This is a genomic window from Variovorax paradoxus, assembly GCF_022009635.1.
Classification (GTDB): domain Bacteria; phylum Pseudomonadota; class Gammaproteobacteria; order Burkholderiales; family Burkholderiaceae_C; genus Variovorax.
The window spans coordinates 788004-807077 of sequence record NZ_CP091716.1 but is presented as its reverse complement, the minus strand read 5'-3'; the positions used below and the strand labels follow the sequence as shown (position 1 = coordinate 807077).

Here is a 19074-nt window from a genome sequence, read left to right as displayed (position 1 = left end):
TGCGCGCCGGGGCACAACGCATCACCACGAACGACCATGAGCAACGAAGTCATCATCCTGGGCGCCGGCATCGGCGGCCTGACCCTGGCGCTGAGCCTGCACCAGGCCGGCATCCCCTGCCGCGTGTACGAGGCCGTGCCCGAGCTGAAGCCGCTGGGCGTAGGCATCAACCTGCTGCCGCACGCGGTGCGCGAGCTCAGCGAACTCGGCCTGCTGCCCGCGCTCGACAAGGTCGGCGTGCGCACGCAGGAGGCGGTGTTCTTCACCGAGCACGGCCAGCTGGTGTTCAGCGAGCCGGCCGGGCAGCACGCGGGCTACGACTGGCCCCAGTTCTCGATCCACCGCGGCGACCTGCAGACCGTGCTGTACGAAGAGACGCTCAGGCGCCTGGGCACCGACAGCGTGGTGTGCAACCGCCGCTGCACCGGCGTGACGCAGGACGCCGACGGCGTCACCGTGCACTTCGCCGACGCGCCTTCGGTGCGCGGCGCCATCGCGGTCGGCTGCGACGGCATCCACTCGGCATTGCGCAAGCAGCTCTACCCCAACGAAGGCGCGCCGCGCTACTCGGGCATCAACATGTGGCGCGGCACCGCGCGCTGGAAGCCTTTTCTCTCGGGCGGCAGCATGGTGCGCGCGGGCTGGCTGTCGGTCGGCAAGATGGTGATCTACCCGATCCGCAACGACATCGACGCCGAAGGCCACCAGCTCGTGAACTGGGTCGCCGAGATCCATGCGCCGCAGCCCTCGATGCGCGATTGGAGCCGCGCCGGCCGGCTCGAAGACTTCCTGCCCGCCTTCGCCGACTGGCATTTCGACTGGCTCGACGTGCCGGCGCTGATCCTCGCGTCGGACACCATCCTCGAATATCCGATGGTCGACCAGGACCCGCTGCCGCGCTGGACCCACGGCCGCCTCACGCTGCTGGGCGACGCGGCGCACCCGATGGTGCCGCGCGGCTCCAACGGCGCCGGGCAGGCGATCATCGACGCGCGCTTCCTGGCGGGCGCGCTCAAGGACCAGGGCGTGGGCACCGCGGCGCTCGAAGACTACGACCGCGTGCGCGTCAAGGCCACCACCGAGGTGGTGCTGACCAACCGCAGCAACCCGCCCGACGCGATCCTGCGCGAGGTGTTCGAGCGCTCGGGCGGCAAGCGCTTCGAGAAGATCGAAGACGTCGTGCCGACGGCCGCGCTGCAGGCCATCTCGGACAACTACAAGCGCGTTGCCGGCTACGACCCGGTCGCGCTGAAGGCGCGCCCTTCCTACCTTTGACCTGCCCCCATCACAAGAAACCGGAGACACAAGAGACATGCGCTCACTGATCAGCAAGACCCTCGCCACCCTGCTCGTCGCGGCCGGCACCGCCACCGCCGCGCACGCCTGGCCCGACCAGCCGATCACGCTGGTGGTGCCCTACACGCCCGGCACCGGCATCGACCTGGTGGCGCGCCAACTGTCGGCCCGCCTGCCCGCGAAGCTGGGCCAGCCGGTGATCGTGGAGAACGTGGCCGGCGCCAGCGGCAACATCGGCAGCGAGCGCGTGGCGCGCGCCAAGCCCGACGGCTACACGCTGATGGTGCAGGTCAACACGCTGGTGATGAACCGCAGCCTCTACCGCTCGCTGAGCTACGACCCGGTGGCCGACTTCGCGCCGGTATCGCTCACCTCGTGGGGCACGCTGCTGCTGGTGACCAACCCGAACGTGCAGAAGGCCACGTCGGTGCAGCAGATGGTGAGCGCGGCCAAGGCGGAGCCCGGCAAGCTGACGTACGCCACGCCGGGCGTGGGCACGCCGCACCACCTGTCGATGGCGCTGCTCATGCAGGGCACGGGCACCGAGATGCTGCACGTGCCGTACAAGGGCACGGCCGGCGCGGTGACCGACCTGCTCGGCGGGCGCATCGACTACATGTTCCTGCCGGTGCACGTGGCGCTGCAGCACATCCAGGTCGGCAAGCTCAAGGCCATTGCCACCGGCAGCGGCAAGCGCCTGCCGCAGCTGCCCGACGTGCCCACGCTGGCCGAGGCCGGCGTGACGGCCGACAACGTCGACATGTGGTACGGCGTGCTGGCGCCCAAGGGCACGCCGCCGGACGTGGTGGCGCGGCTGAACAAGGAGATCGCCGCGGTGCTCAAGCAGCCCGAGGTGGCGAAATCGTTCGAGTCGCAGGGCATGGTGCCGGCGAGCTCGACGCCGGCGGAGTTCGGCGCGCTGATGCGGAAAGACGCCGACCGCTGGGCTGCCGTGGTGAAGCGCGGGAACATCAGCGCCGAATGATCGGCCGGCGGCCGGCCTTCGGGCCGAAGCCTCAGCCCTTCTTCGCCTCGCGGTAGAGCTTCTCGACCTTCGGCAGGTTCGCTTCGAGCTTGGTGATGCGGTCGGGCCCGCTCGGGTGCGTCGAGAGGAAGTTCAGGCCGCCCTGGTTCTTCGATGCGGCGGCCATCTTCTGCCACAGCGATACCGACGCCTTCGGGTCGTAGCCCGCGCGCGCCGCGAGTTCCAGCCCCACGAGGTCGGCCTCGGTCTCGTCGCTGCGGCTGAACTTGAGCGTGATGAGCTGGGTGCCGGCGCGCGCCGCCAGGTCGCCCACCTGGCCCCAGCCGAGCATCTGCGCACCAAGCGAAAGCACCGCGCCGGTGCCCGCGCTCTTGGCCATGCGAGCGCGCGCATGCTCGCGCAGCGCGTGGGCCATCTCGTGGCCCATGACCATCGCGACCTCGTCGTCGGTGAGCTTCAGCTGGTCGAGGATGCCGGTGAAGAAGGCGATCTTGCCGCCGGGCATGCAGAAGGCGTTGATCTGCTTGCTGCCGATCAGGTTGACCTCCCACTTCCAGCCGCGGGCGCGCGAGTTCCACGGCGTGGCGAACGGAATGAGCCGGGTCGCGATGGCGCGCAGGCGCTGCAGCTGCGGGTTGTTGTCGCCGGCGAGCGCGCCCTTGGCACGGGCCTGCTCGAGCAGCTCGCCGTATTGCTGCACGCCGGCTGCCTCGATCTTGTCGGCGGGTACGAGGTTGCGCGCCACCGAGGCGTTGCCCACGTCGACCTGCGCCAGCGCCGGGCCGCCGAGCGCCGCGCCGGCGGCGGCCAGCAGGAAGGCGCGCCGGGGATTCCAGGGCGAAGCCGCGGAAGGAAGGGCCGGGCCGGCGGCGGTGCCGGAGGAAGAGCGCTCGCATCGTATGCACATAGGGGCCGGATCATAGGAACAAATGAAGACAAAGGGGCAGCCCGAGGGCCTCTCCCGCTCATGGACAATCCGGGCACATGTCCGCCTCGCCCGTCGAAACCCCCACCACCCCCTCCCCACCCTGGCGCGACGCCCTCAAGGTCTACCTGGAGCCCGCCACGCTGCGCATGCTGGCGCTGGGCTTCTCGGCCGGGCTGCCGCTGCTGCTGGTGCTGGGCACGCTGAGCTTTCGCCTGCGCGAGGCCGGCATCGACCGCACCACCATCGGCTACCTGAGCTGGGTCGGGCTGGCCTATGGCTTCAAGTGGGTCTGGGCGCCGCTGGTCGACCGGCTGCCGCTGCCGCCGCTGACCACGCTGCTGGGACGCCGGCGCGGCTGGCTGCTGCTGGCGCAGGGGCTGGTGATCACGGGACTGGTCGGCATGGCCATGAACGACCCGCGCCTGGGCCTCACGCCGCTGATCTGGTGCGCGCTGCTGGTGGCCTTCGGCTCGGCCACGCAGGACATCGCGCTCGACGCCTTCCGCATCGAATCGGCCGAGCCGCGCAAGCAGGCCGCGATGGCGGCCGCCTACCAGACGGGCTACCGCCTCGCGATGATCTGGGCCGGCGCCGGCGTGCTGTGGGTCGCGACCTGGGCCGAGGTGGCGCCCGCCGTGGCCGCCACCGGCGCGGCCGCCTACCAGAACGGCGCCTGGAAGACGGCCTACCTGGTGATGGCGGCGTCGATGACTGTGGGGGTGCTCACGGTGCTGCTGTCGCCGGAGCCGTTGCCGCGCGCACTGCCCAAGGCCCGCAATGCGGCCGAGTGGCTGCGCAGCGCGCTGATCGAGCCCTTTGCCGATTTCATCCACCGCTACAAATGGCAGGCGGTGCTGATCCTCTCGCTGATCGCCATCTATCGCATCAGCGACGTGGTGATGGGCATCATGGCCAACCCTTTCTACGTGGACATGGGCTTCACCAAGGACGAGGTGGCCACGGTCAGCAAGATCTACGGCGTGGTCATGACGCTGGTGGGCGCCTTCGTCGGCGGCGTGCTGTCGATGCGCCTGGGCGTGATGCGGGTGCTGATGATGGGCGCGGTGCTCAGCGCCGCGAGCAACCTGCTCTACGCCTGGCTGGCGACGCGCGGCCACGACACCACGGCGCTGATCGCGGTGGTGTCGGCCGACAACCTGGCCGGCGGCATCGCCTCGGCGGCCTTCATCGCCTACCTGTCGAGCCTCACCAACATCAGCTATTCGGCCACGCAGTACGCGCTGTTCAGCTCGCTGATGCTGCTGCTGCCGAAGTTCATCGCCGGCTATTCCGGCGCCTTCGTCGACGCCTACGGCTACAGCAACTTCTTCGTCGCGACCGCGCTGCTGGGCGTGCCGGTGCTGGTGCTGGTGGCGCTGGCCTCGCGGCTCACGGCCATCACGAGTCCCGCGGAACGTCAATAGGGCGCGGGCCTTATAGGAATCCGCCGACGCGGCACGGCGCCTGCAACTGTTAGGCTGTGCCCCGTTTACATTCGCTCTTTCACATTTGTCTCCAGTTGTCAGCGAGCCTGCAAAAGATCGTGCCGTCCCGAATCTCCCCTCTACAAATCAGCGCCTTCACGGCGACCTCGGCCGTCGGTGTCGGCAAGGAAGCGCTTGCTGACGCGCTGGCGCAGTCGCGCAGCGGCCTGCGTGCCAACGACTTCGGCGACGCCCCGCTGCCCACGTGGATCGGCCGCGTCGACGGCGTGGAAGACATCCGCCTGCCCGAATCGCTCGCCCCATGGGACTGCCGCAACAACCGGCTCGCATGGATGGGCCTGCATGCCGACGGCTTCATCGAGGCAGTGGCGGCGGCGCGCGAGAAGTACGGCGCGTCGCGCATCGCGCTGATCCTGGGCACCTCGACCGCGAGCATCGGCGAGACCGAGCTGGCCTACACCCAGCTCGACGCCGACGGCATGTTCCCGGTCAACCAGCGCCGCGGCGCGGTGCACACGCCGCATTCGCTGGCCATGTTCACGCAGCAGGTGCTGGGCATCAGCGGCCCGAGCGAAACCATTTCCACCGCCTGCTCCTCGAGCGCCAAGGTGTTTGCCTCGGCCGAGCGGATGATCCGTCTGGGCCTGGCCGACGCGGCCGTGGTCGGCGGCGCGGACACGCTGTGCGGCAGCGTGCTGTTCGGCTTCAACTCGCTCGAACTGGTGTCGAGCGAACCGTGCCGGCCCTTCGACGCCGGCCGCAAGGGCATCAGCCTCGGCGAGGCCGCGGGCTTCGCGCTGGTGGAACGCGTGCAGACCGGCGCCGATGCGTCCCCGCTGCACCTGCTGGGCTACGGCGAGGCGAGCGACGCGCACCACATGTCGACCCCGCACCCCGAGGGCCTGGGCGCCGAACGCGCGCTGGACGAGGCACTGGCGCGCGCCGGCCTCGCGCCCGACGCCATCGACTACATCAACATGCACGGCACCGCAAGCCAGAAGAACGACGAGGTCGAGGGCGCGCTGGTGGCGCGCCGCTTCCCGGCGCGCACCCATGCCAGCTCGACCAAGGGCTTCGTCGGCCACACGCTGGGCGCGGCAGGCATCGTCGAGGCCGTCATCAGCCTGCTGGCGATCGAACGCGGCCTGATGCCGGGCACCGTCAACACCCACACGCTGGACGAAGGCTTCGGCCCGCAGATCAGGCTCGAGCCCGCGCGCGGCGAAGTGCGCTATGCGCTGAGCAACTCCTTCGGCTTCGGCGGCAACAACTGTTCGCTCGTTTTCGGCAAAGCGGCATGAGCGAAATGAACCAAGCCCCCACGCCCCCCACCCTCTACATCGAAGGCCCGGCCTTCTGGACGCCCACCATGCCGGGCTGGGAAGCCGCGCGCGCCGCCTTCCGTGGCGAAGGCACGCTGACCGACCCGCCCGCCAAGCGCCCGTCGCCGCAGGTGCTGGCCCCGGCCGAGCGCCGCCGCGCGCCCGACACCGTGGCGCTGGCGCTCGAAGTGGCGGCCGCGGCCATGGCCAGTTCAGGCCGCAACGCCGCCGACGTGCCCTGCCTCTTCACATCGGCGCACGGCGACCTGTCGATCAACGACTACATGTGCAGCACGCTCGCGACCGACCCGAAGATGCTGTCGCCCACCAAGTTCCACAACTCGGTGCACAACGCCGCCGTGGGCTACTGGACCATCGGCACCGGCTGCATGGCGGCGAGCAACGCCGTCTCGGCCTTCGAGCACAGCTTTGCCGCCGGCCTGTTCGAGGCCGCGGTGCAATGCGCCGCCGACCACGAACCGGTGCTGCTGGTGGGCTACGACACGCCCACGATGGGCCCGCTGACCTCCGTGACCGACAGCCGCGGGCTGCTGGCCGTGGCGCTGGTGGTGGCGCCCGAGCGTACCGAGCGCACGGTGGCGTCGTTCGAATGGTCGCTGGAAGGCGATGCGGCGCCCAAGCCGACCGCGCCGCGCTCGGCCGCCGCGCGCACGCTGGTGGGCATCAACCCGATGGCCGACGCGCTGAGCCTGTTCGAGGCGCTGGCGCAGGCCGAAGGCAGCGAGGGCGTGCCGATCGAGCTGCCGGTGTCGAGCGCGCTGGCCCTGCGCCTGCGGCTGAGCCCCACGGCATGAAGACGCGCCCGCACCGGCGGGCGTGCGACAAAACGAATCCATGGCGCCCATGAACAGCGGGTGGGGCGCTATGCTTTTCGCAGCGCGCGAGGTTGACAGCCCGGCGCGAGGTTTACCCAACTTTACGGAGCGTTCAAGCCCGCTTGCTCCCTGTGGACGACCATGAAGCGCATGAGCACCCCCCAACTCCTGATGATCGAAGACGACACCCGCCTGGCGCACATGGTGGGCGAATACCTGACGCAGTCGGGTTTCGGCTTCAGCCACGCCGGTGACGGCACCGCCGGCCTCGAGCAATTGCAGCAGCACGCGCCCGACCTGGTGATCCTCGACCTGATGCTGCCCGACACCGACGGCCTCGAGGTCTGCCGCCGCATCCGCGCGCTGCCCGGCCCGATTTCCAAGGTATCGGTGCTGATGCTCACGGCCAAGGGCGACCCCATGGACCGCATCATCGGCCTGGAAATCGGCGCCGACGACTACCTGCCCAAGCCCTTCGAGCCGCGCGAGCTGCTGGCGCGCATCCGGGCGGTGCTGCGCCGCCGCAGCGAGAACGCCACCGAGGCCGAGGTCTCCACCGTGATGCGCTTCGGCACGCTGGAAATCGACCGCAACGCGCGCACCGTGTCGGTGGCCGGCGCGCTGGCCGACCTCACCTCCTACCAGTTCGACCTGCTGGTGGCGATGGCCGAGCGCGCGGGCCGCGTGCTCACGCGCGACCAGATCATGGAAGCCGTGCGCGGCCGCGAGCTGGAAGCCTTCGACCGCTCGATCGACGTGCACATGGGCCGCATCCGCGCCGCCATCGAGGTCGACGCCAAGAACCCCAAGCGCATCCTCACCGTGCGCGGCGTGGGCTACGTGTTCGCCAAGCAGCAAGATTGAGCGGCGGCCGATGCTGCGCAGCCTCTATTCCCGCCACCTCTACGTCCGCATCTGGCTCGCGGTGGTGGGCGGCGTCGTCATCCTCACGCTGATGGCCAACTGGATCGTGCGCGAGGCGGCGCAGGCCGAGCGCGAGCGGCTGGCGCCCGTGCCGCGCGACGTGATCGTGCTCGACGCGCAGGACAAGCAGATCGGCACCGGCAAGGCACTGCGCGTGCCGGGCCAGGGGCTGGAGTTCGACGTGACGCTCAGCGACGGCAAGGAGCTCACGCTGCGCGTGGCACCGCGCGAGCGCCCCTCGGGCCCCAGCGGCTTCGCGCCGTGGCGCACGCCCTTCGGCCTGGGCTGGATGATCGCGCTGGTGGGGGTGGCGGTGGCGCTGGGCGTCTACCCGATCGTGCGGCGCATCACGCAGCGGCTGGAATCGCTGCAGCGCGGCGTGCAGCGATGGGGCGAAGGCGATCTTTCGGTGCGGGTGACCGAAGAAGGGCAGGACGAAGTGGCTGATCTCTCCAAACGATTCAACGCGTCGGCCGAGCGCATCGAACAGCTGGTGCGTTCGCACAAGTCGCTGCTGGCCAACGCCTCGCACGAGCTGCGTTCGCCGCTCACCCGCATCCGCATGGGCCTGGAGCTGATGGGCGAGCGCCCGAGCGCCACGGCACGCGAGGAAATCTCGCGCAACATCGGCGAGCTCGACCAGCTCATCGACGAGATCCTGCTGGCCAGCCGGCTCGACGCCAGCGAGGCCGACATGGGCACCATCGAGCCGGTCGACCTGATCGGCCTGGCGGCCGAGGAATGCGCCCAAGTGAACGCCGAGCTCGACCTGGCCGAAGGCACCGACAACGCCAGCCTCACCGTGCCGGGCGTGTCGCGCCTCTTGCGCCGGGCGATCCGCAACCTGCTGGAAAACGCCCGCCGCTACGGCGCCGGAGAAATCTCGGTGGAGCTGGGCAGCGCCGACGGCTTTGCCACGGTGCGCGTGAACGACCGCGGGCCGGGCGTGCCCGCCGCGCTGCGCGAACGCATCTTCGAGCCCTTCTACCGGCTGCCCGGCGCCAGCGAGCGCAACGGCGGCGTCGGGCTGGGGCTGGCGCTGGTGAAGTCGATCACCGAGCGGCACGGCGGCTCGGTGCGCTGCGAAGACCGCCCGGGCGGCGGCGCGAGCTTCGTCATCCGCCTGCCCACCGCGCGCGGGCACTGAATCCATTGAGCCCGGCGCGGCCGGGGCGAAGTCAGGTTGCCCTGACGGGGGCCACCTAAAATCCCGCCCCTATGCAGAGATCGCACATCGTTCGGCCCGCGGCCATGTTCTGGGGGCTGGTGGTGTTCATGCCGGTCGGCGTCACCTACCTTTCGGCCCTCCTGTTGCTCGCCACGATGCTGGTGGCCGGCGGTGGCCGCGAACGCTACGCGCGGCTGCGCGCCAATCCGCTGTGGTGGCCGGTCATGGCCTACTTCGCATGGACTTTCATCGTGCTGGCCATCGGGCCGCACTATCCCGAGACCGGCTCCAACCTGTTCCACGGCATACGCATCGGCCTGACGATGCTGATGGCGATGGCGCTCACGCGCGAAGAAGCCATCTGGGCGCTGCGCGGTTTCCTGCTCATCGCGGCGCTGAACATCCTGCTCGTCGTCGTCTTCTACGCGGTGGGCGGCTTCCATATCTGGTCGCCGCTACGCGCGGTGGTCATGGAAGTGGGCAACAAGTCGATCAGCAATGCGCTGCTGTTCAGCGTGGTGGCCTCCACCGCCGCCGTGTGGGGCATCGCGCAGATTGCGGCGCACAAGCCGCTGCGCGCCATTCCCGCCTTCGTGCTGATGCTCGGGCTGGGCCTGGTGGTGGCCTTGCCGCTGACCTCGCGCACCTCGGTGCTCGCGCTGCTGCTGGTGATTCCGGTGGTGTGCATCCACCAGTGGCGCAGCCACCTGAAGATGCTGGTGGGCGCGCTGGTGCTGGGAGCGGTGGTGATGGGCGCCGGCCTCTACCAGCTGCCGCAGTTGCAGCACAAGGTCGAGACCGGCGTGCAGGAAATAGAAGAGGCGCAGGCCGGCGCGGTCTTCAAGGGCAGCTGGGCCATCCGCTACTACATGTACCGCGACACCGGCCTCATGATCGCCGACCGGCCGCTCACCGGCTGGGGTATCGGCGGCTGGACCGACCAGTGGCACAAGCGCGGCCCGGCGCTGCTGGCCGACTCGAACATGCCGCACAACGATTTCCTGTGGGTCGGCTCGCAAGGCGGCCTGCCCGCGCTGCTGAGCCTGCTCGTCATCATGGTCGCCGCCGTCTGGCAGGCATGGAAACGGCCCGACATCGCGGGCCGCTATGCGTTGGCGGCCACACTGATCGCGCTGATTGCGTCGAGCGTCAATTCGGCGATGCGCGACGCGCAGATCGGCCTGGCGCTGCTGTTCATCTCGATGGTCTACCTGCGGCTCGCGCAGGAAAGGCAGGATCCGGACCCGTGGCGCGGCCTGTGGCCGCAGCGACTGCCGAACCCGAGCGAAACACCGTAACCCATTCGAGTGCTCCCGCCGCCCTCCCGCGGCAAGCACGGGATTCGGCCGGCCGGAAGTTCGCTACCCGAAGCGGAAGGTCTGCTTGCGTTTCGCCTCCACCTTCACGCGCTTGAAGCTCCATTGCGACGCAGTGGTGCTACTGCTGTCGCCCAGGACCAGGATTGGCCCCGTGTAAGCCGCGCCGCACACCGCAGGTGCCGAGCCCGGCAGTGCCGCGTTGGTGGCGCAGCTGGCGTCGGCCGAGGCGTTGCGCGGCATGCCGCCATCCCCCGTGATGCCGTCGACGATGCAGGCGTCGGGGTAGGCCGTGTAATCGAAGCCTTCGAGCGTCTCGCTGCCGTTGTAGGCAGGGTTGACCGCCACAGTGCCCACCGGCGTGCCGCCGGAGATGCGCCAGCCCGGCGTGGCCGGCGTGATGGCGATCGAACTGAACTCGCTGGTCGAGATCGCGTTCGTCGCCTGCATGAAGTGGTAGTACGTGTCGAAGATCAGGATGCGACGGCGCGCGCGAACGTCCGCCAGCGTGGCGTTGGCCGGCAGGGGCGTGGCGTCGCAGTGCAGGTCGACCGTGAAGTTGAGGTATGCATACGGCAGCCCCTGCCCGATGCCGCCGGCGTCGCCCTTGAGCTCGAGCTCGATGCGCTTCAGATCGCTCACTTTCGTGCCCGCCAGGCCCGACAGTTGCAGCACGGCCTTGTTGCCCGCGCCGCCGCCTACATAGGCACCGACCGCGTTGGAACCCGCGTCCAGCCTCATCGACAGCACGCCCGCGGCACTGGCCAGGTGCGCCTTGTTGAGCTGCGGCTGCGCCGCGAGCTCGGCCGGCTTGAAGGTGTGCGTGAGCGGCAGGTCGAAGCCGTCGTCTTCGGCTGCGGCGATCAGCGCGGCGACGAGGCCGTCGAGCGTGGTGTCGCCATCGGCCAGCGATTGCGCCAGGTGCTCGAGCAGGTCATCGTAGGCGTCGCCCGCAACGGCCTTGAATTCGCCCATGAAGGGGTTCGGCGCGAATGCGCCGTAGCCCGACTCGTTCAGCAGCGCGACGATATCGGCCTGGGCCGCGTCGAGCTTGCCGGCCAGCGCTGCCAGCGCGGCGAGCCCGGCCTGTTCGATGCCGCTGGGCGCCATGCCGGCCGCGCGCGCCAGGATCAGTTCGGTCAGCGGCGTGATGTTGACGTAGCCCGCCGCGCGCAGCATGGAGTGCAGCTTCTGCCCGGCGGCCAGCGAACCGCCCGAGGCCGTGGCCAGGCAGGGGAACACGGGTGCATCGAGCTTGGCGGACCACGTGCCGTCGGCGGCCGTGGTGGCCGTGCCGGAGGAGCCGTTCGCACAGCGCAGCGCCACGTTGCTGCCGGATGCCGGCGCGCCCGTGGCCACGGTGCCGGAGACGGCGACGCTGGTCTCGGCCGCAGGCGGCGTGGTGGGGGTGCCACCACCGGAAGGAAGCAGGCTGAAGCCGCTACCGCCGCCGCCGCCACCACCGCCTCCGCAAGCCGAAAGGCCCAACGCGAGCACGAGCGTGCCAGCGGCAAATCTGAAAGATCTGATCCCCACAATCGACTCCTCACCTGGTCTGAACGCCAGTGGGTCGATGCTAGAAACGGGTCCCGCAGGGCACCATCACCGAGATCCGTAGTTCGAAGGCGGGAACACCCGCGGTTCAAACCGGAGAGTCAGCAGGCCGGAGCCGGCGCGCCGTGCGGCGGCTCCGCGCAAGCGTCAGTGCCGCGCCGACACCGTTTCGCCGGCCTTCAGCCGGTACAGCGTGCCGCAGTAAGGGCACTTGGCTTCGCCGGTGCGCGCCACGTCGAGGTAGACCTTCGGGTGGCTGTTCCAGAGCTTCATGTCGGCCTTGGGGCTGGGGCAGAACACACCGCCTTGATGGTTGAGTTCCTTGGCCAGGAGTTCGACGACTGCATTGGTGGACATGGTTTCTTTCAGACTTTCGTGAGCCAGTGGGCGTATTTGGGGTTCTTGCCGTTCACGATGTCGAAGAAGGCAGCCTGGATTTTCTCGGTGATCGGGCCACGGGCGCCGCCGTCGCCGCGGTTGCCGATCTCGACGCGGTCGAGTTCGCGGATGGGCGTGACTTCAGCGGCGGTGCCGGTGAAGAAGGCCTCGTCGGCAATGTAGACCTCGTCGCGCGTGATGCGCTTTTGCACCAGCTCCAGGCCCAGGTCCTTGCACACGTGCAGGATGGTGTTGCGGGTGATGCCGTTGAGCGCGCCGGCCGACAGGTCGGGCGTGTAGACCACGCCGCCCTTGACCACGAAGATGTTCTCGCCCGCGCCTTCCGACACGAAGCCGCTCGCGTCGAGCAGCAGCGCTTCGTCGTAGCCGTCGTCCAGGGCTTCCATGTTGGCCAGGATCGAGTTGGTGTAGTTGCTCACCGTCTTGGCCTGCGTCATCGTGATGTTGACGTGGTGGCGGGTGTAGCTGGAGGTCTTCACGCGAATGCCGCGCTTCATGCCCTCTTCGCCCAGGTAGGCGCCCCAGGACCAGGCCGCGACCATGGCGTGGATCTTGTTGCCCTTGGGGCTCACGCCCAGCTTCTCGGAGCCGATCCAGATGAGGGGGCGCAGGTAGCAGCTCTCGAGCTTGTTCTCGCGCACCACCTGTTTCTGGGCCTCGTTCAGCTGTTCCTGCGTGAACGGGATCTTCATGCGCAGGATTTTTGCGCTGTTGAACAGGCGCTCGGTGTGCTCGGCCAGGCGGAAGATGGCCGTGCCGCCGTCCGCCGTCTTGTAGGCGCGCACGCCCTCGAAGGCGCCGCAGCCGTAGTGCAGCGTGTGGCTCAGCACGTGGATCTTGGCGTCGCGCCAGTCCACGAGTTCGCCATCCATCCAGATCTTGCCGTCACGGTCGTCCAGCGAGGGGGGGATCGAGCTCATTTCCTGATTCCTTTGGGAGCGATGGGGGAAGTCGCAAAAGCTTTCGATTTTACGGCCGGCCCCGGAACGGGGTGCCCGACAATGGCCGGTTGTCCAAACCAGTGGAAAAAAGGGTTTCCGTGTCCGTATTCAAGAACGTCATCGTCTATCGCATCGAACCTGCCTGGTCCCAAACACTGGCCGAGGCGGAAGAAGGGCTCGGCAAGCAGCGCTTCGTGCCCTGCGGCCCCTCGCAGGAAAAGTCCGCAGGCTGGGTCGAACCCCGCGGCGAAGCCAACGGCCCGCTGGTCGAATCCATCGACGGCCAGTGGCTGGTCGAATACATGATCGAGAGCAAGCAGGTGCCCGGCTCCGTGGTGCGCCGCAAGCTCGACGAGCGCTGCGCCAACATCGAGGCCACCACCGGCCGCAAGCCCGGCAAGAAGGAAAAGAAAGAGCTGAAGGAAGACATCACGCTCGAGCTGCTGCCGATGGCCTTCACCCGCAGCGCGCGCGTGGCCGTGTGGATCGACAAGGCGGAGAACCGCCTGGTCATCAACAGCGGCAATGCCTCGCGCGCGGACGAAGTCGTCACCAGCCTGGTGAAGTCGCTCGACGGCTTCGCGGTGGCACTCATCAACACGCAGATCGAGCCGGCCGCGGCCATGGCCAACTGGCTGCTGACGCAGGAGCCGCCAGCCGGCTTCACCATCGACCGCGAGTGCGAGCTCAAGGCCTCCGACGACTCCAAGGCCGTGGTGCGCTATGCCAAGCACCCGCTGGACATCGACGAAGTCAAGCAGCACATCACCGACGGCAAGCGCCCGACGCGGCTCGCGCTGACCTGGGACGACCGCGTGTCCTTCGAGCTCACGCACGGCCTGCTGATCCGCAAGATCACCTTCCTGGAAGGCACGGGCGATGGCGCGGCCGGTGGCAAGAAGGAAGACAACTACGACGCCGACGTGGCCATCGCCACGGGCGAGCTGGGCCAACTGGTGCCGGCGCTGCTCGACGCGCTGGGCGGCGAAGCCGCGTTCTCGGCAGCGCCGCCGGACGACACGGTGAAGCCTGCTGCTGGCGCAGCACCGGCAGCGCCCACCACGACGACACCGGCCGACGCCGCAGAGGAAGAAGACGCGCCTTTCTGACGCGGTGCGGGAAGCTCAGGCGACCAGGTAAGTCTGCGCGAGGCGGACCCAGCAGGCGGCTCCCAACGGCAGCACCTGGTCGTTGAAGTCGTACCCGGGGTTGTGCACCATGCAGCCCCCGAACTCGCCCTCCCCGTTGCCGAGCATGAAGTAGCAGCCCGGCAGCGCGGCGAGCATCCAGGCGAAGTCCTCGCTGCCCGCGAAGCCGCGCGGCACCTGCGTGAGCACGTTCGCCTCGCCCACGATCTCGGTGCACACCTGCGCCATCAGCCGTGTCTCGGCCGCGGTGTTGACCACCGGCGGCACCAGCTGGCGGTAGTCGATCTCGGCCTCCACGCCGTGCGCCTGCGCGGTAAGGCTCACGATCTCGCGGATGCGCTGTTCGACCAGCGCGCGCGTCTCGGGCCGGGCCGCGCGCACGTTCAGGCCCAGCGATACCGACTGCGGAATCACGTTGTGCGTGGCGCCGCCGCGGATGAAGCCGACCGACACCACCGCCGTGTCGTCGGGCGCCACGTTGCGCGCCACCACTGTCTGCAGCGCCGTCACAACGGCGGCCGCGGCGGCCACCGGGTCACGCGCGCGGTGCGGCATGGCGCCGTGCCCGCCCACGCCCTTGATGGTGACGTCGGCCACGTCGGACGACAGCGTGACCGGCCCTTCCACCGCCAGCACCGTGCCCACCGGCACGCCGGGCGCGTTGTGCAGCGCATAGACCGCATCGCAGGGGAAGCGCTCGAACAGGCCGTCCTCGATCATCGCGCGCGCGCCGCAGAGGTTTTCCTCGTCGGGCTGGAAGATCAGGTTTAGCGTGCCGTCGAAGCTGCGCGCCGCCGCCAGCGCCTTGGCCGCGGCCAGCAGGATGGCCGTGTGGCCGTCGTGGCCGCAGGCGTGCATGCGGCCGGGGTTGCGGCTCGCATACGGCAGGCCCGTGGCCTCGACGATGGGCAGCGCGTCCATGTCGGCGCGGATGCCCAGCCGGCGCGTGCCGCTGCCGAGCCTGAGCTGCGCCACGATGCCGGTCTTGCCAATGCCGGTGTGCACCTCGTAGCCCCAGCTGCGCAGCAGGTTGGCCACCAGCTCGCTGGTGGCGCTCACCTCGAAGCCCAGCTCCGGATTGGCGTGGATCCGGCGGCGGATGTCGACGAAGGCCTGGGTGTCGATGTCGGCCTGCGGCAGCAGCCGGGACAGCAGCTTGGTGGTCTGGGGGCTGAGTTCTCGTGTCATTTGAAAAAGGTCGTTGTTCGTGGGGGAGAGTCAATCGGCCTTGTGCTCGCGCAGGCTCAGCAGCGCGCCGAGGCTCAGCAGCCCGCAGGCCATCATGTAGAAGGCCGGCGACATCGGGTTGCCGGTGCTCGCGAGCAGCCAGGTCACGATGAACTGGGAAGAGCCGCCGAACACCGTCACGCCGATGCTGTAGACCACCGAGATGCCGCTGGCGCGCACGCCGGTCGGCAGCATCTCCAGCAGCATCAGGAACATCGGCGTCGTGCCGATGTTCACGCTCGCCGTGAGCAGCGCCGACAGGCCCAGCACCAGCGGCACGCTCGGGTAGTGGCTGATCAGCCAGAACGCGGGGTACACCGCGACCACGCTGAACAGCAGCGAGCCGATGACCAGCGGCTTGCGCGCCGGCAACCGGTCGGCCAGCCGCCCCGCCACCAGCGACACCAGGAACAGCGTGATGCCGGTGACGCAGCCAGACAGCAGCGACAGCGACGGCGGCATGTGCAGCACGCGGATCATGTAGGTGGGCATGAAGAACACCACCAGGTACATCGTCGCCGTGCCCGCCGTGGTGGCCAGGATGCCCTTGAGCACCAGGCCGCCGTGGTTGCGCAGCAGCCGGCCGATGGGGCTGGACTCGTGGCTTTCGGCAACGTGCGTTTCCTCCAGCTGCGAGCGTATGTACAGGCCCACCGGCGCGATCAGCAGGCCGAGCAGGAACGGCAGGCGCCAGCCCCAGCTTTCGAGCGAAGCCTGCGGCAGTGCCGCATAAAGCGCCGCGCCGGTGAGCGCGCCCAGCAGCGCCGACACGCCCTGGCTCGCGAGCTGCCAGCTCACGCGGAAGCCCCGGCCCTTCACGCCGCCGGCCTCCATCAGCATCGAGGTGGCCGCGCCCACTTCACCGCCGAGCGAAAAGCCCTGCAGCAGCCGGCCCGCCACGATCATCAGCGAGCCGAACACGCCGGCCGACGCATAGCTGGGCGCCAGCGCGATGCACAGCGTGCCGAGCACCATGAGGCCGATGGTCAGCGTCATCGCGGCCTTGCGGCCCTTGCGGTCGGCGTAGTTGCCGATGATCACGCCGCCCAGCGGGCGCATCACGAAGCCGATGCCGAAGGTGGCCACCGCCAGCAGCAGCGAGCCGTAGGGGCTGTCGGAGGGGAAGAACAGCTTGCCGATCAGCAGCGCGAAGAAGCTGTAGACGGTGAAGTCGTACATCTCCAGCGCATTGCCCAGCGAGCAGGCGGCGATCAGGCGGAACTGGCTCTGCTTTCCCTTGCCTTGCGCCGTGGCGGTTGGTGAGGAGCCCCGGATCGGGCTTGCGGGCAATGCGGCTTCGCTCATCTAATGTCACTCCACGAACAGGTTGCGGGGGGTCGGACCGGCCCCTTCGCGGCGGAGTATTCAGGCAAAGCGCCGTGGCGAAGAATCACAAATTTTCATGCTGATAACCAAATGGCATCCCCGTCATGAACAGGCACGAGAAGCCATCCGGACAATCCCCAGGACGCCCGTTTCCGTGAAACCGGCACCACGATGAAGCTGCAACAGTTGCGCGTCTTGCTGGCGGTGGCGCAGCACGGCAGCATCCACGAGGCCTCGCGCAGCCTGCACACCACGCAGCCGGCGCTGTCGAAGACCATCTCCGAACTGGAGCGCGAACTGGGCGTGACGCTGATGTCGCGCTCCACGCGCGGCGTGAGCCTCACGCCCTACGGCACGGCGCTGGTCAAGCGCGCGAGCCTGGTCGAGCAGGAGCTGCGGCATGCGCTCGAAGACATCGAGGCGATCCGCGGGCACGACGAAGGGCAGCTGCACATCGGCTTCACCGCGGTGGCGTCGAGCGGACCGCTGCCCGACGCGATGGCGTCGTTCCGCCAGCGCTTTCCCAACGTGGCGATGCGCGGTTTCGAGCTGCGGCCGCAGCAGATCTTCGAGGGCCTGCGCGAAGGCCGGCTCGACCTGGGGCTGATCTCCACCTGCAACGGCCCGGGTACCGGCGCCTTGCAGTGGGAGCCGCTGTTCTCGGTGGCGATGCACCTGTCGGTGCGTGCCGGCCATCCGCTGCGGCGCGTGCGCCGGCTGCAACCCCTGCTGGACGCCGACTGGCTGGTGCTCGACCCGATCGACGACGCGGGCAGCCCGCTGGTGAGCACGATGAACATGCATGGGCTGCAGATGCCCCGGCGCATGGTGCACAGCGCGTCGAACCTGCTGGGGCTGCAACTGGCCACGCAGACCGACCTGATCAGCATGTGGTCGGACTTCGTGTTCCACGGCGCCGGGCCGCTGCGGCTGCAGCCGGGCCTGCTCGAAAAACTGCCGATCAGCGACGAACTGCCGGACTTCGACGTGTTCCTGGTCTACCGCTCGGCCGACCTCATGACGCACGTGTGCGCCGAATTCGTGAAGGAAGCGCGCCACCACGCGAAGGCCAATCCGCCGTGGCGGCAGCCCAGGCGCAAGGGCGGCGCAGGAACTTAGGTCGGGATCAGGCGGCCGGGTTGGCGCCGTCTTGCTCGTCGACGGGGTTCTCCGGCCGCGTCATGGTCCAGCTCTGCAGCTTGCCGCCGTTGAACACCGCATCGACGTACGAGCCGCCGCCGTCGGTCCAGCGGTACACCTCGGGCTGCGTGTCCTTGGGCGAGCGCAGTTCGCCCAGGGCGCGGGTCATGGCAATGACGTGCATCAGCGTCGCGTTCGGCTTGAGCTTGGCATTGAGCATCACCGCGCTGCCGACGTAGCCCACCGGCCGCTCGGCCGCACGCTTGAGCACCTGCATGGCGCGGTTGAAGTGCAGCAGCAGGAACATCATGATCGCGCCGCCGGCCAGGGCGACGCCGCCCCAGCCACCGCTGCGCCAGGCCAGCCCGAGAACGACGATGGCGCCCACGGGCACCAGAAATTTCTTGAAATTCATGGCGCGCATTGTCGCCGCCCGGCCAGGGGTGTCCGGCAAAAGTCCTCAGGCGGGGCCGCGCAGGCGATAGCGGTAGCCGCCGTGGCTACCGCCGGGCGCGCAAGGCGGTACTCGCCCCGAAAAGCGCCTCCGGCGGCGGGCGGCGCCGGCACATTTCACCGCACGGGCATCTGCCCGGGCCACTGAAAAGCATATGAACATTCCGCGCTCCGTCACTTTCGTTCGTCTCACGCTCGTCGCCGCGCTCGCGGGCACCGCCCTCACCGGCTGCTACGTGGTGCCGCTGGGCCAGCCCGCCCCCGTGGCGCCGCCCTCGCAGGCATATGCCGTGCCGCCGGGCCCGGTCGCGCAGACTTTCAGCGCGCGGCTGTACCCGTCGAATGCCGAAGCCGCGCGCTACGGCACCGTCGCCGGCACCGTGACCAACGACATGAACGGCCGCGGCCACTTCAGTGCACAGATCGGCAATGAACAGTTTCAGGGAGAGGCAACACGGGTCGCGGGCTCACGGGGAGCAGGCCTGGCGAATGCCGCCGGCAGCCGCGGCGGCAACCTGAGTTGCCAGTACACGATGAACTCGGCCACGTTGGGCAGCGGTCAATGCGTGCTCAACAGCGGACCGGCGTTCACGATGCACATCGGGGGTTAGGGAGGGTAGGCCCGGCGCGCCTCGCTGGCGCGCCGGGCGTTTTTTCCGGCGACAG

At 69.1% G+C, this 19074-nt stretch carries 18 protein-coding genes; 11 read left to right on the top strand and 7 right to left on the bottom strand.

All coding sequences use genetic code 11. The features are described from left to right. Positions 1–36: 36 nt before the first annotated feature. On the top strand, positions 37–1275 hold the full coding sequence (locus L3V85_RS04025; protein ID WP_237678119.1) for a flavin-dependent oxidoreductase: 1239 nt from the start codon (positions 37–39) through the stop codon (positions 1273–1275). Between the two features lie 37 nt (positions 1276–1312). Beyond that, positions 1313–2281, top strand: a complete 969-nt coding sequence (locus L3V85_RS04020) for a tripartite tricarboxylate transporter substrate binding protein (RefSeq protein WP_237678118.1) — start codon at positions 1313–1315, stop codon at positions 2279–2281. A gap of 31 nt (positions 2282–2312) precedes the next feature. On the opposite strand, the gene L3V85_RS04015 is transcribed toward L3V85_RS04020, so the two are convergent. After that, on the bottom strand, positions 2313–3188 hold the full coding sequence (locus L3V85_RS04015; RefSeq protein ID WP_237678117.1) for a M48 family metallopeptidase: 876 nt from the start codon (positions 3186–3188) through the stop codon (positions 2313–2315). 77 nt (positions 3189–3265) lie between these two features. Here L3V85_RS04015 and L3V85_RS04010 point away from each other — a divergent pair, with 77 nt between their 5' ends. From L3V85_RS04010 to L3V85_RS03985, 6 genes are all read left to right on the top strand, one after another. Next, on the top strand, positions 3266–4633 hold the full coding sequence (locus tag L3V85_RS04010; protein WP_237678116.1) for an AmpG family muropeptide MFS transporter: 1368 nt from the start codon (positions 3266–3268) through the stop codon (positions 4631–4633). 119 nt (positions 4634–4752) lie between these two features. Beyond that, positions 4753–5955, top strand: coding sequence for a beta-ketoacyl-[acyl-carrier-protein] synthase family protein (locus L3V85_RS04005; RefSeq protein WP_237678115.1), 1203 nt, complete (start codon positions 4753–4755; stop codon positions 5953–5955). A 5-nt stretch (positions 5956–5960) separates the two neighbouring features. Next, positions 5961–6791 carry a beta-ketoacyl synthase chain length factor gene (locus L3V85_RS04000; RefSeq protein ID WP_237678114.1) on the top strand — a complete coding sequence of 277 codons (831 nt, stop codon included), beginning with the start codon at positions 5961–5963 and terminating at the stop codon, positions 6789–6791. A gap of 162 nt (positions 6792–6953) precedes the next feature. Next, positions 6954–7676 (top strand): response regulator transcription factor, encoded by a 723-nt coding sequence (locus L3V85_RS03995; RefSeq protein ID WP_237678113.1) that lies wholly within the window; start codon positions 6954–6956, stop codon positions 7674–7676. A 10-nt stretch (positions 7677–7686) separates the two neighbouring features. Beyond that, positions 7687–8883: an ATP-binding protein gene (locus tag L3V85_RS03990; RefSeq protein WP_237678112.1), complete on the top strand. Its 1197-nt coding sequence runs from the start codon at positions 7687–7689 to the stop codon at positions 8881–8883. Between the two features lie 71 nt (positions 8884–8954). Continuing rightward, complete coding sequence (locus L3V85_RS03985; protein ID WP_237678111.1) at positions 8955–10202, top strand: O-antigen ligase family protein; 1248 nt, start codon at positions 8955–8957, stop codon at positions 10200–10202. A gap of 63 nt (positions 10203–10265) precedes the next feature. Here the strand turns inward: L3V85_RS03985 and L3V85_RS03980 are convergent, their stop codons facing one another. The 3 genes from L3V85_RS03980 to L3V85_RS03970 form a co-directional block, all read right to left on the bottom strand. Then, on the bottom strand, positions 10266–11756 hold the full coding sequence (locus L3V85_RS03980) for a hypothetical protein (protein WP_237678110.1): 1491 nt from the start codon (positions 11754–11756) through the stop codon (positions 10266–10268). 165 nt (positions 11757–11921) lie between these two features. After that, positions 11922–12131, bottom strand: coding sequence for a zinc-finger domain-containing protein (locus tag L3V85_RS03975; RefSeq protein ID WP_237678109.1), 210 nt, complete (start codon positions 12129–12131; stop codon positions 11922–11924). A gap of 8 nt (positions 12132–12139) precedes the next feature. Further along, positions 12140–13093, bottom strand: coding sequence for a branched-chain amino acid transaminase (locus L3V85_RS03970; protein WP_237678108.1), 954 nt, complete (start codon positions 13091–13093; stop codon positions 12140–12142). A 119-nt stretch (positions 13094–13212) separates the two neighbouring features. On the opposite strand from L3V85_RS03970, the gene L3V85_RS03965 reads away from it, so the two are divergent. Further along, on the top strand, positions 13213–14223 hold the full coding sequence (locus tag L3V85_RS03965; RefSeq protein ID WP_237678107.1) for a recombination-associated protein RdgC: 1011 nt from the start codon (positions 13213–13215) through the stop codon (positions 14221–14223). A gap of 15 nt (positions 14224–14238) precedes the next feature. Here the strand turns inward: L3V85_RS03965 and L3V85_RS03960 are convergent, their stop codons facing one another. Together L3V85_RS03960 and L3V85_RS03955 are read right to left on the bottom strand one after the other, a co-directional pair. Beyond that, positions 14239–15450, bottom strand: a complete 1212-nt coding sequence (locus tag L3V85_RS03960; RefSeq protein ID WP_237678106.1) for a M20 aminoacylase family protein — start codon at positions 15448–15450, stop codon at positions 14239–14241. 30 nt (positions 15451–15480) lie between these two features. Further along, positions 15481–16794 carry an MFS transporter gene (locus L3V85_RS03955; protein WP_237678105.1) on the bottom strand — a complete coding sequence of 438 codons (1314 nt, stop codon included), beginning with the start codon at positions 16792–16794 and terminating at the stop codon, positions 15481–15483. Positions 16795–16986: 192 nt separating this feature from the next. Here L3V85_RS03955 and L3V85_RS03950 point away from each other — a divergent pair, with 192 nt between their 5' ends. Beyond that, a complete protein-coding gene (locus L3V85_RS03950) occupies positions 16987–17934 on the top strand; it encodes a LysR family transcriptional regulator (RefSeq protein WP_237678104.1) in 948 nt (315 codons plus the stop codon). 7 nt (positions 17935–17941) lie between these two features. Here the strand turns inward: L3V85_RS03950 and L3V85_RS03945 are convergent, their stop codons facing one another. After that, entirely contained in the window at positions 17942–18379 is a 438-nt protein-coding gene (locus tag L3V85_RS03945) for a glycerate kinase (RefSeq protein ID WP_237678103.1), read from the bottom strand. Between the two features lie 184 nt (positions 18380–18563). Here L3V85_RS03945 and L3V85_RS03940 point away from each other — a divergent pair, with 184 nt between their 5' ends. After that, positions 18564–19019, top strand: a complete 456-nt coding sequence (locus L3V85_RS03940) for a hypothetical protein (RefSeq protein ID WP_237678102.1) — start codon at positions 18564–18566, stop codon at positions 19017–19019. The last annotated feature ends 55 nt before the right edge of the window (positions 19020–19074 follow it).

Excerpts from the sequence above, each read along its gene's own strand:
- L3V85_RS04025 (WP_237678119.1), top strand. The coding sequence starts at position 37 with ATGAGCAACGAAGTCATCATCCTGGGCGCCGGCATCGGCGGCCTGACC.
- L3V85_RS04020 (WP_237678118.1), top strand. The coding sequence starts at position 1,313 with ATGCGCTCACTGATCAGCAAGACCCTCGCCACCCTGCTCGTCGCGGCC.
- L3V85_RS04015 (WP_237678117.1), bottom strand. The coding sequence starts at position 3,188 with ATGTGCATACGATGCGAGCGCTCTTCCTCCGGCACCGCCGCCGGCCCG.
- L3V85_RS04010 (WP_237678116.1), top strand. The coding sequence starts at position 3,266 with ATGTCCGCCTCGCCCGTCGAAACCCCCACCACCCCCTCCCCACCCTGG.
- L3V85_RS04000 (WP_237678114.1), top strand. The coding sequence starts at position 5,961 with ATGAACCAAGCCCCCACGCCCCCCACCCTCTACATCGAAGGCCCGGCC.
- L3V85_RS03995 (WP_237678113.1), top strand. The coding sequence starts at position 6,954 with ATGAAGCGCATGAGCACCCCCCAACTCCTGATGATCGAAGACGACACC.
- L3V85_RS03990 (WP_237678112.1), top strand. The coding sequence starts at position 7,687 with ATGCTGCGCAGCCTCTATTCCCGCCACCTCTACGTCCGCATCTGGCTC.
- L3V85_RS03985 (WP_237678111.1), top strand. The coding sequence starts at position 8,955 with ATGCAGAGATCGCACATCGTTCGGCCCGCGGCCATGTTCTGGGGGCTG.
- L3V85_RS03975 (WP_237678109.1), bottom strand. The coding sequence starts at position 12,131 with ATGTCCACCAATGCAGTCGTCGAACTCCTGGCCAAGGAACTCAACCAT.
- L3V85_RS03970 (WP_237678108.1), bottom strand. The coding sequence starts at position 13,093 with ATGAGCTCGATCCCCCCCTCGCTGGACGACCGTGACGGCAAGATCTGG.
- L3V85_RS03960 (WP_237678106.1), bottom strand. The coding sequence starts at position 15,450 with ATGACACGAGAACTCAGCCCCCAGACCACCAAGCTGCTGTCCCGGCTG.
- L3V85_RS03955 (WP_237678105.1), bottom strand. The coding sequence starts at position 16,794 with ATGAGCGAAGCCGCATTGCCCGCAAGCCCGATCCGGGGCTCCTCACCA.
- L3V85_RS03950 (WP_237678104.1), top strand. The coding sequence starts at position 16,987 with ATGAAGCTGCAACAGTTGCGCGTCTTGCTGGCGGTGGCGCAGCACGGC.
- L3V85_RS03945 (WP_237678103.1), bottom strand. The coding sequence starts at position 18,379 with ATGCGCGCCATGAATTTCAAGAAATTTCTGGTGCCCGTGGGCGCCATC.
- L3V85_RS03940 (WP_237678102.1), top strand. The coding sequence starts at position 18,564 with ATGAACATTCCGCGCTCCGTCACTTTCGTTCGTCTCACGCTCGTCGCC.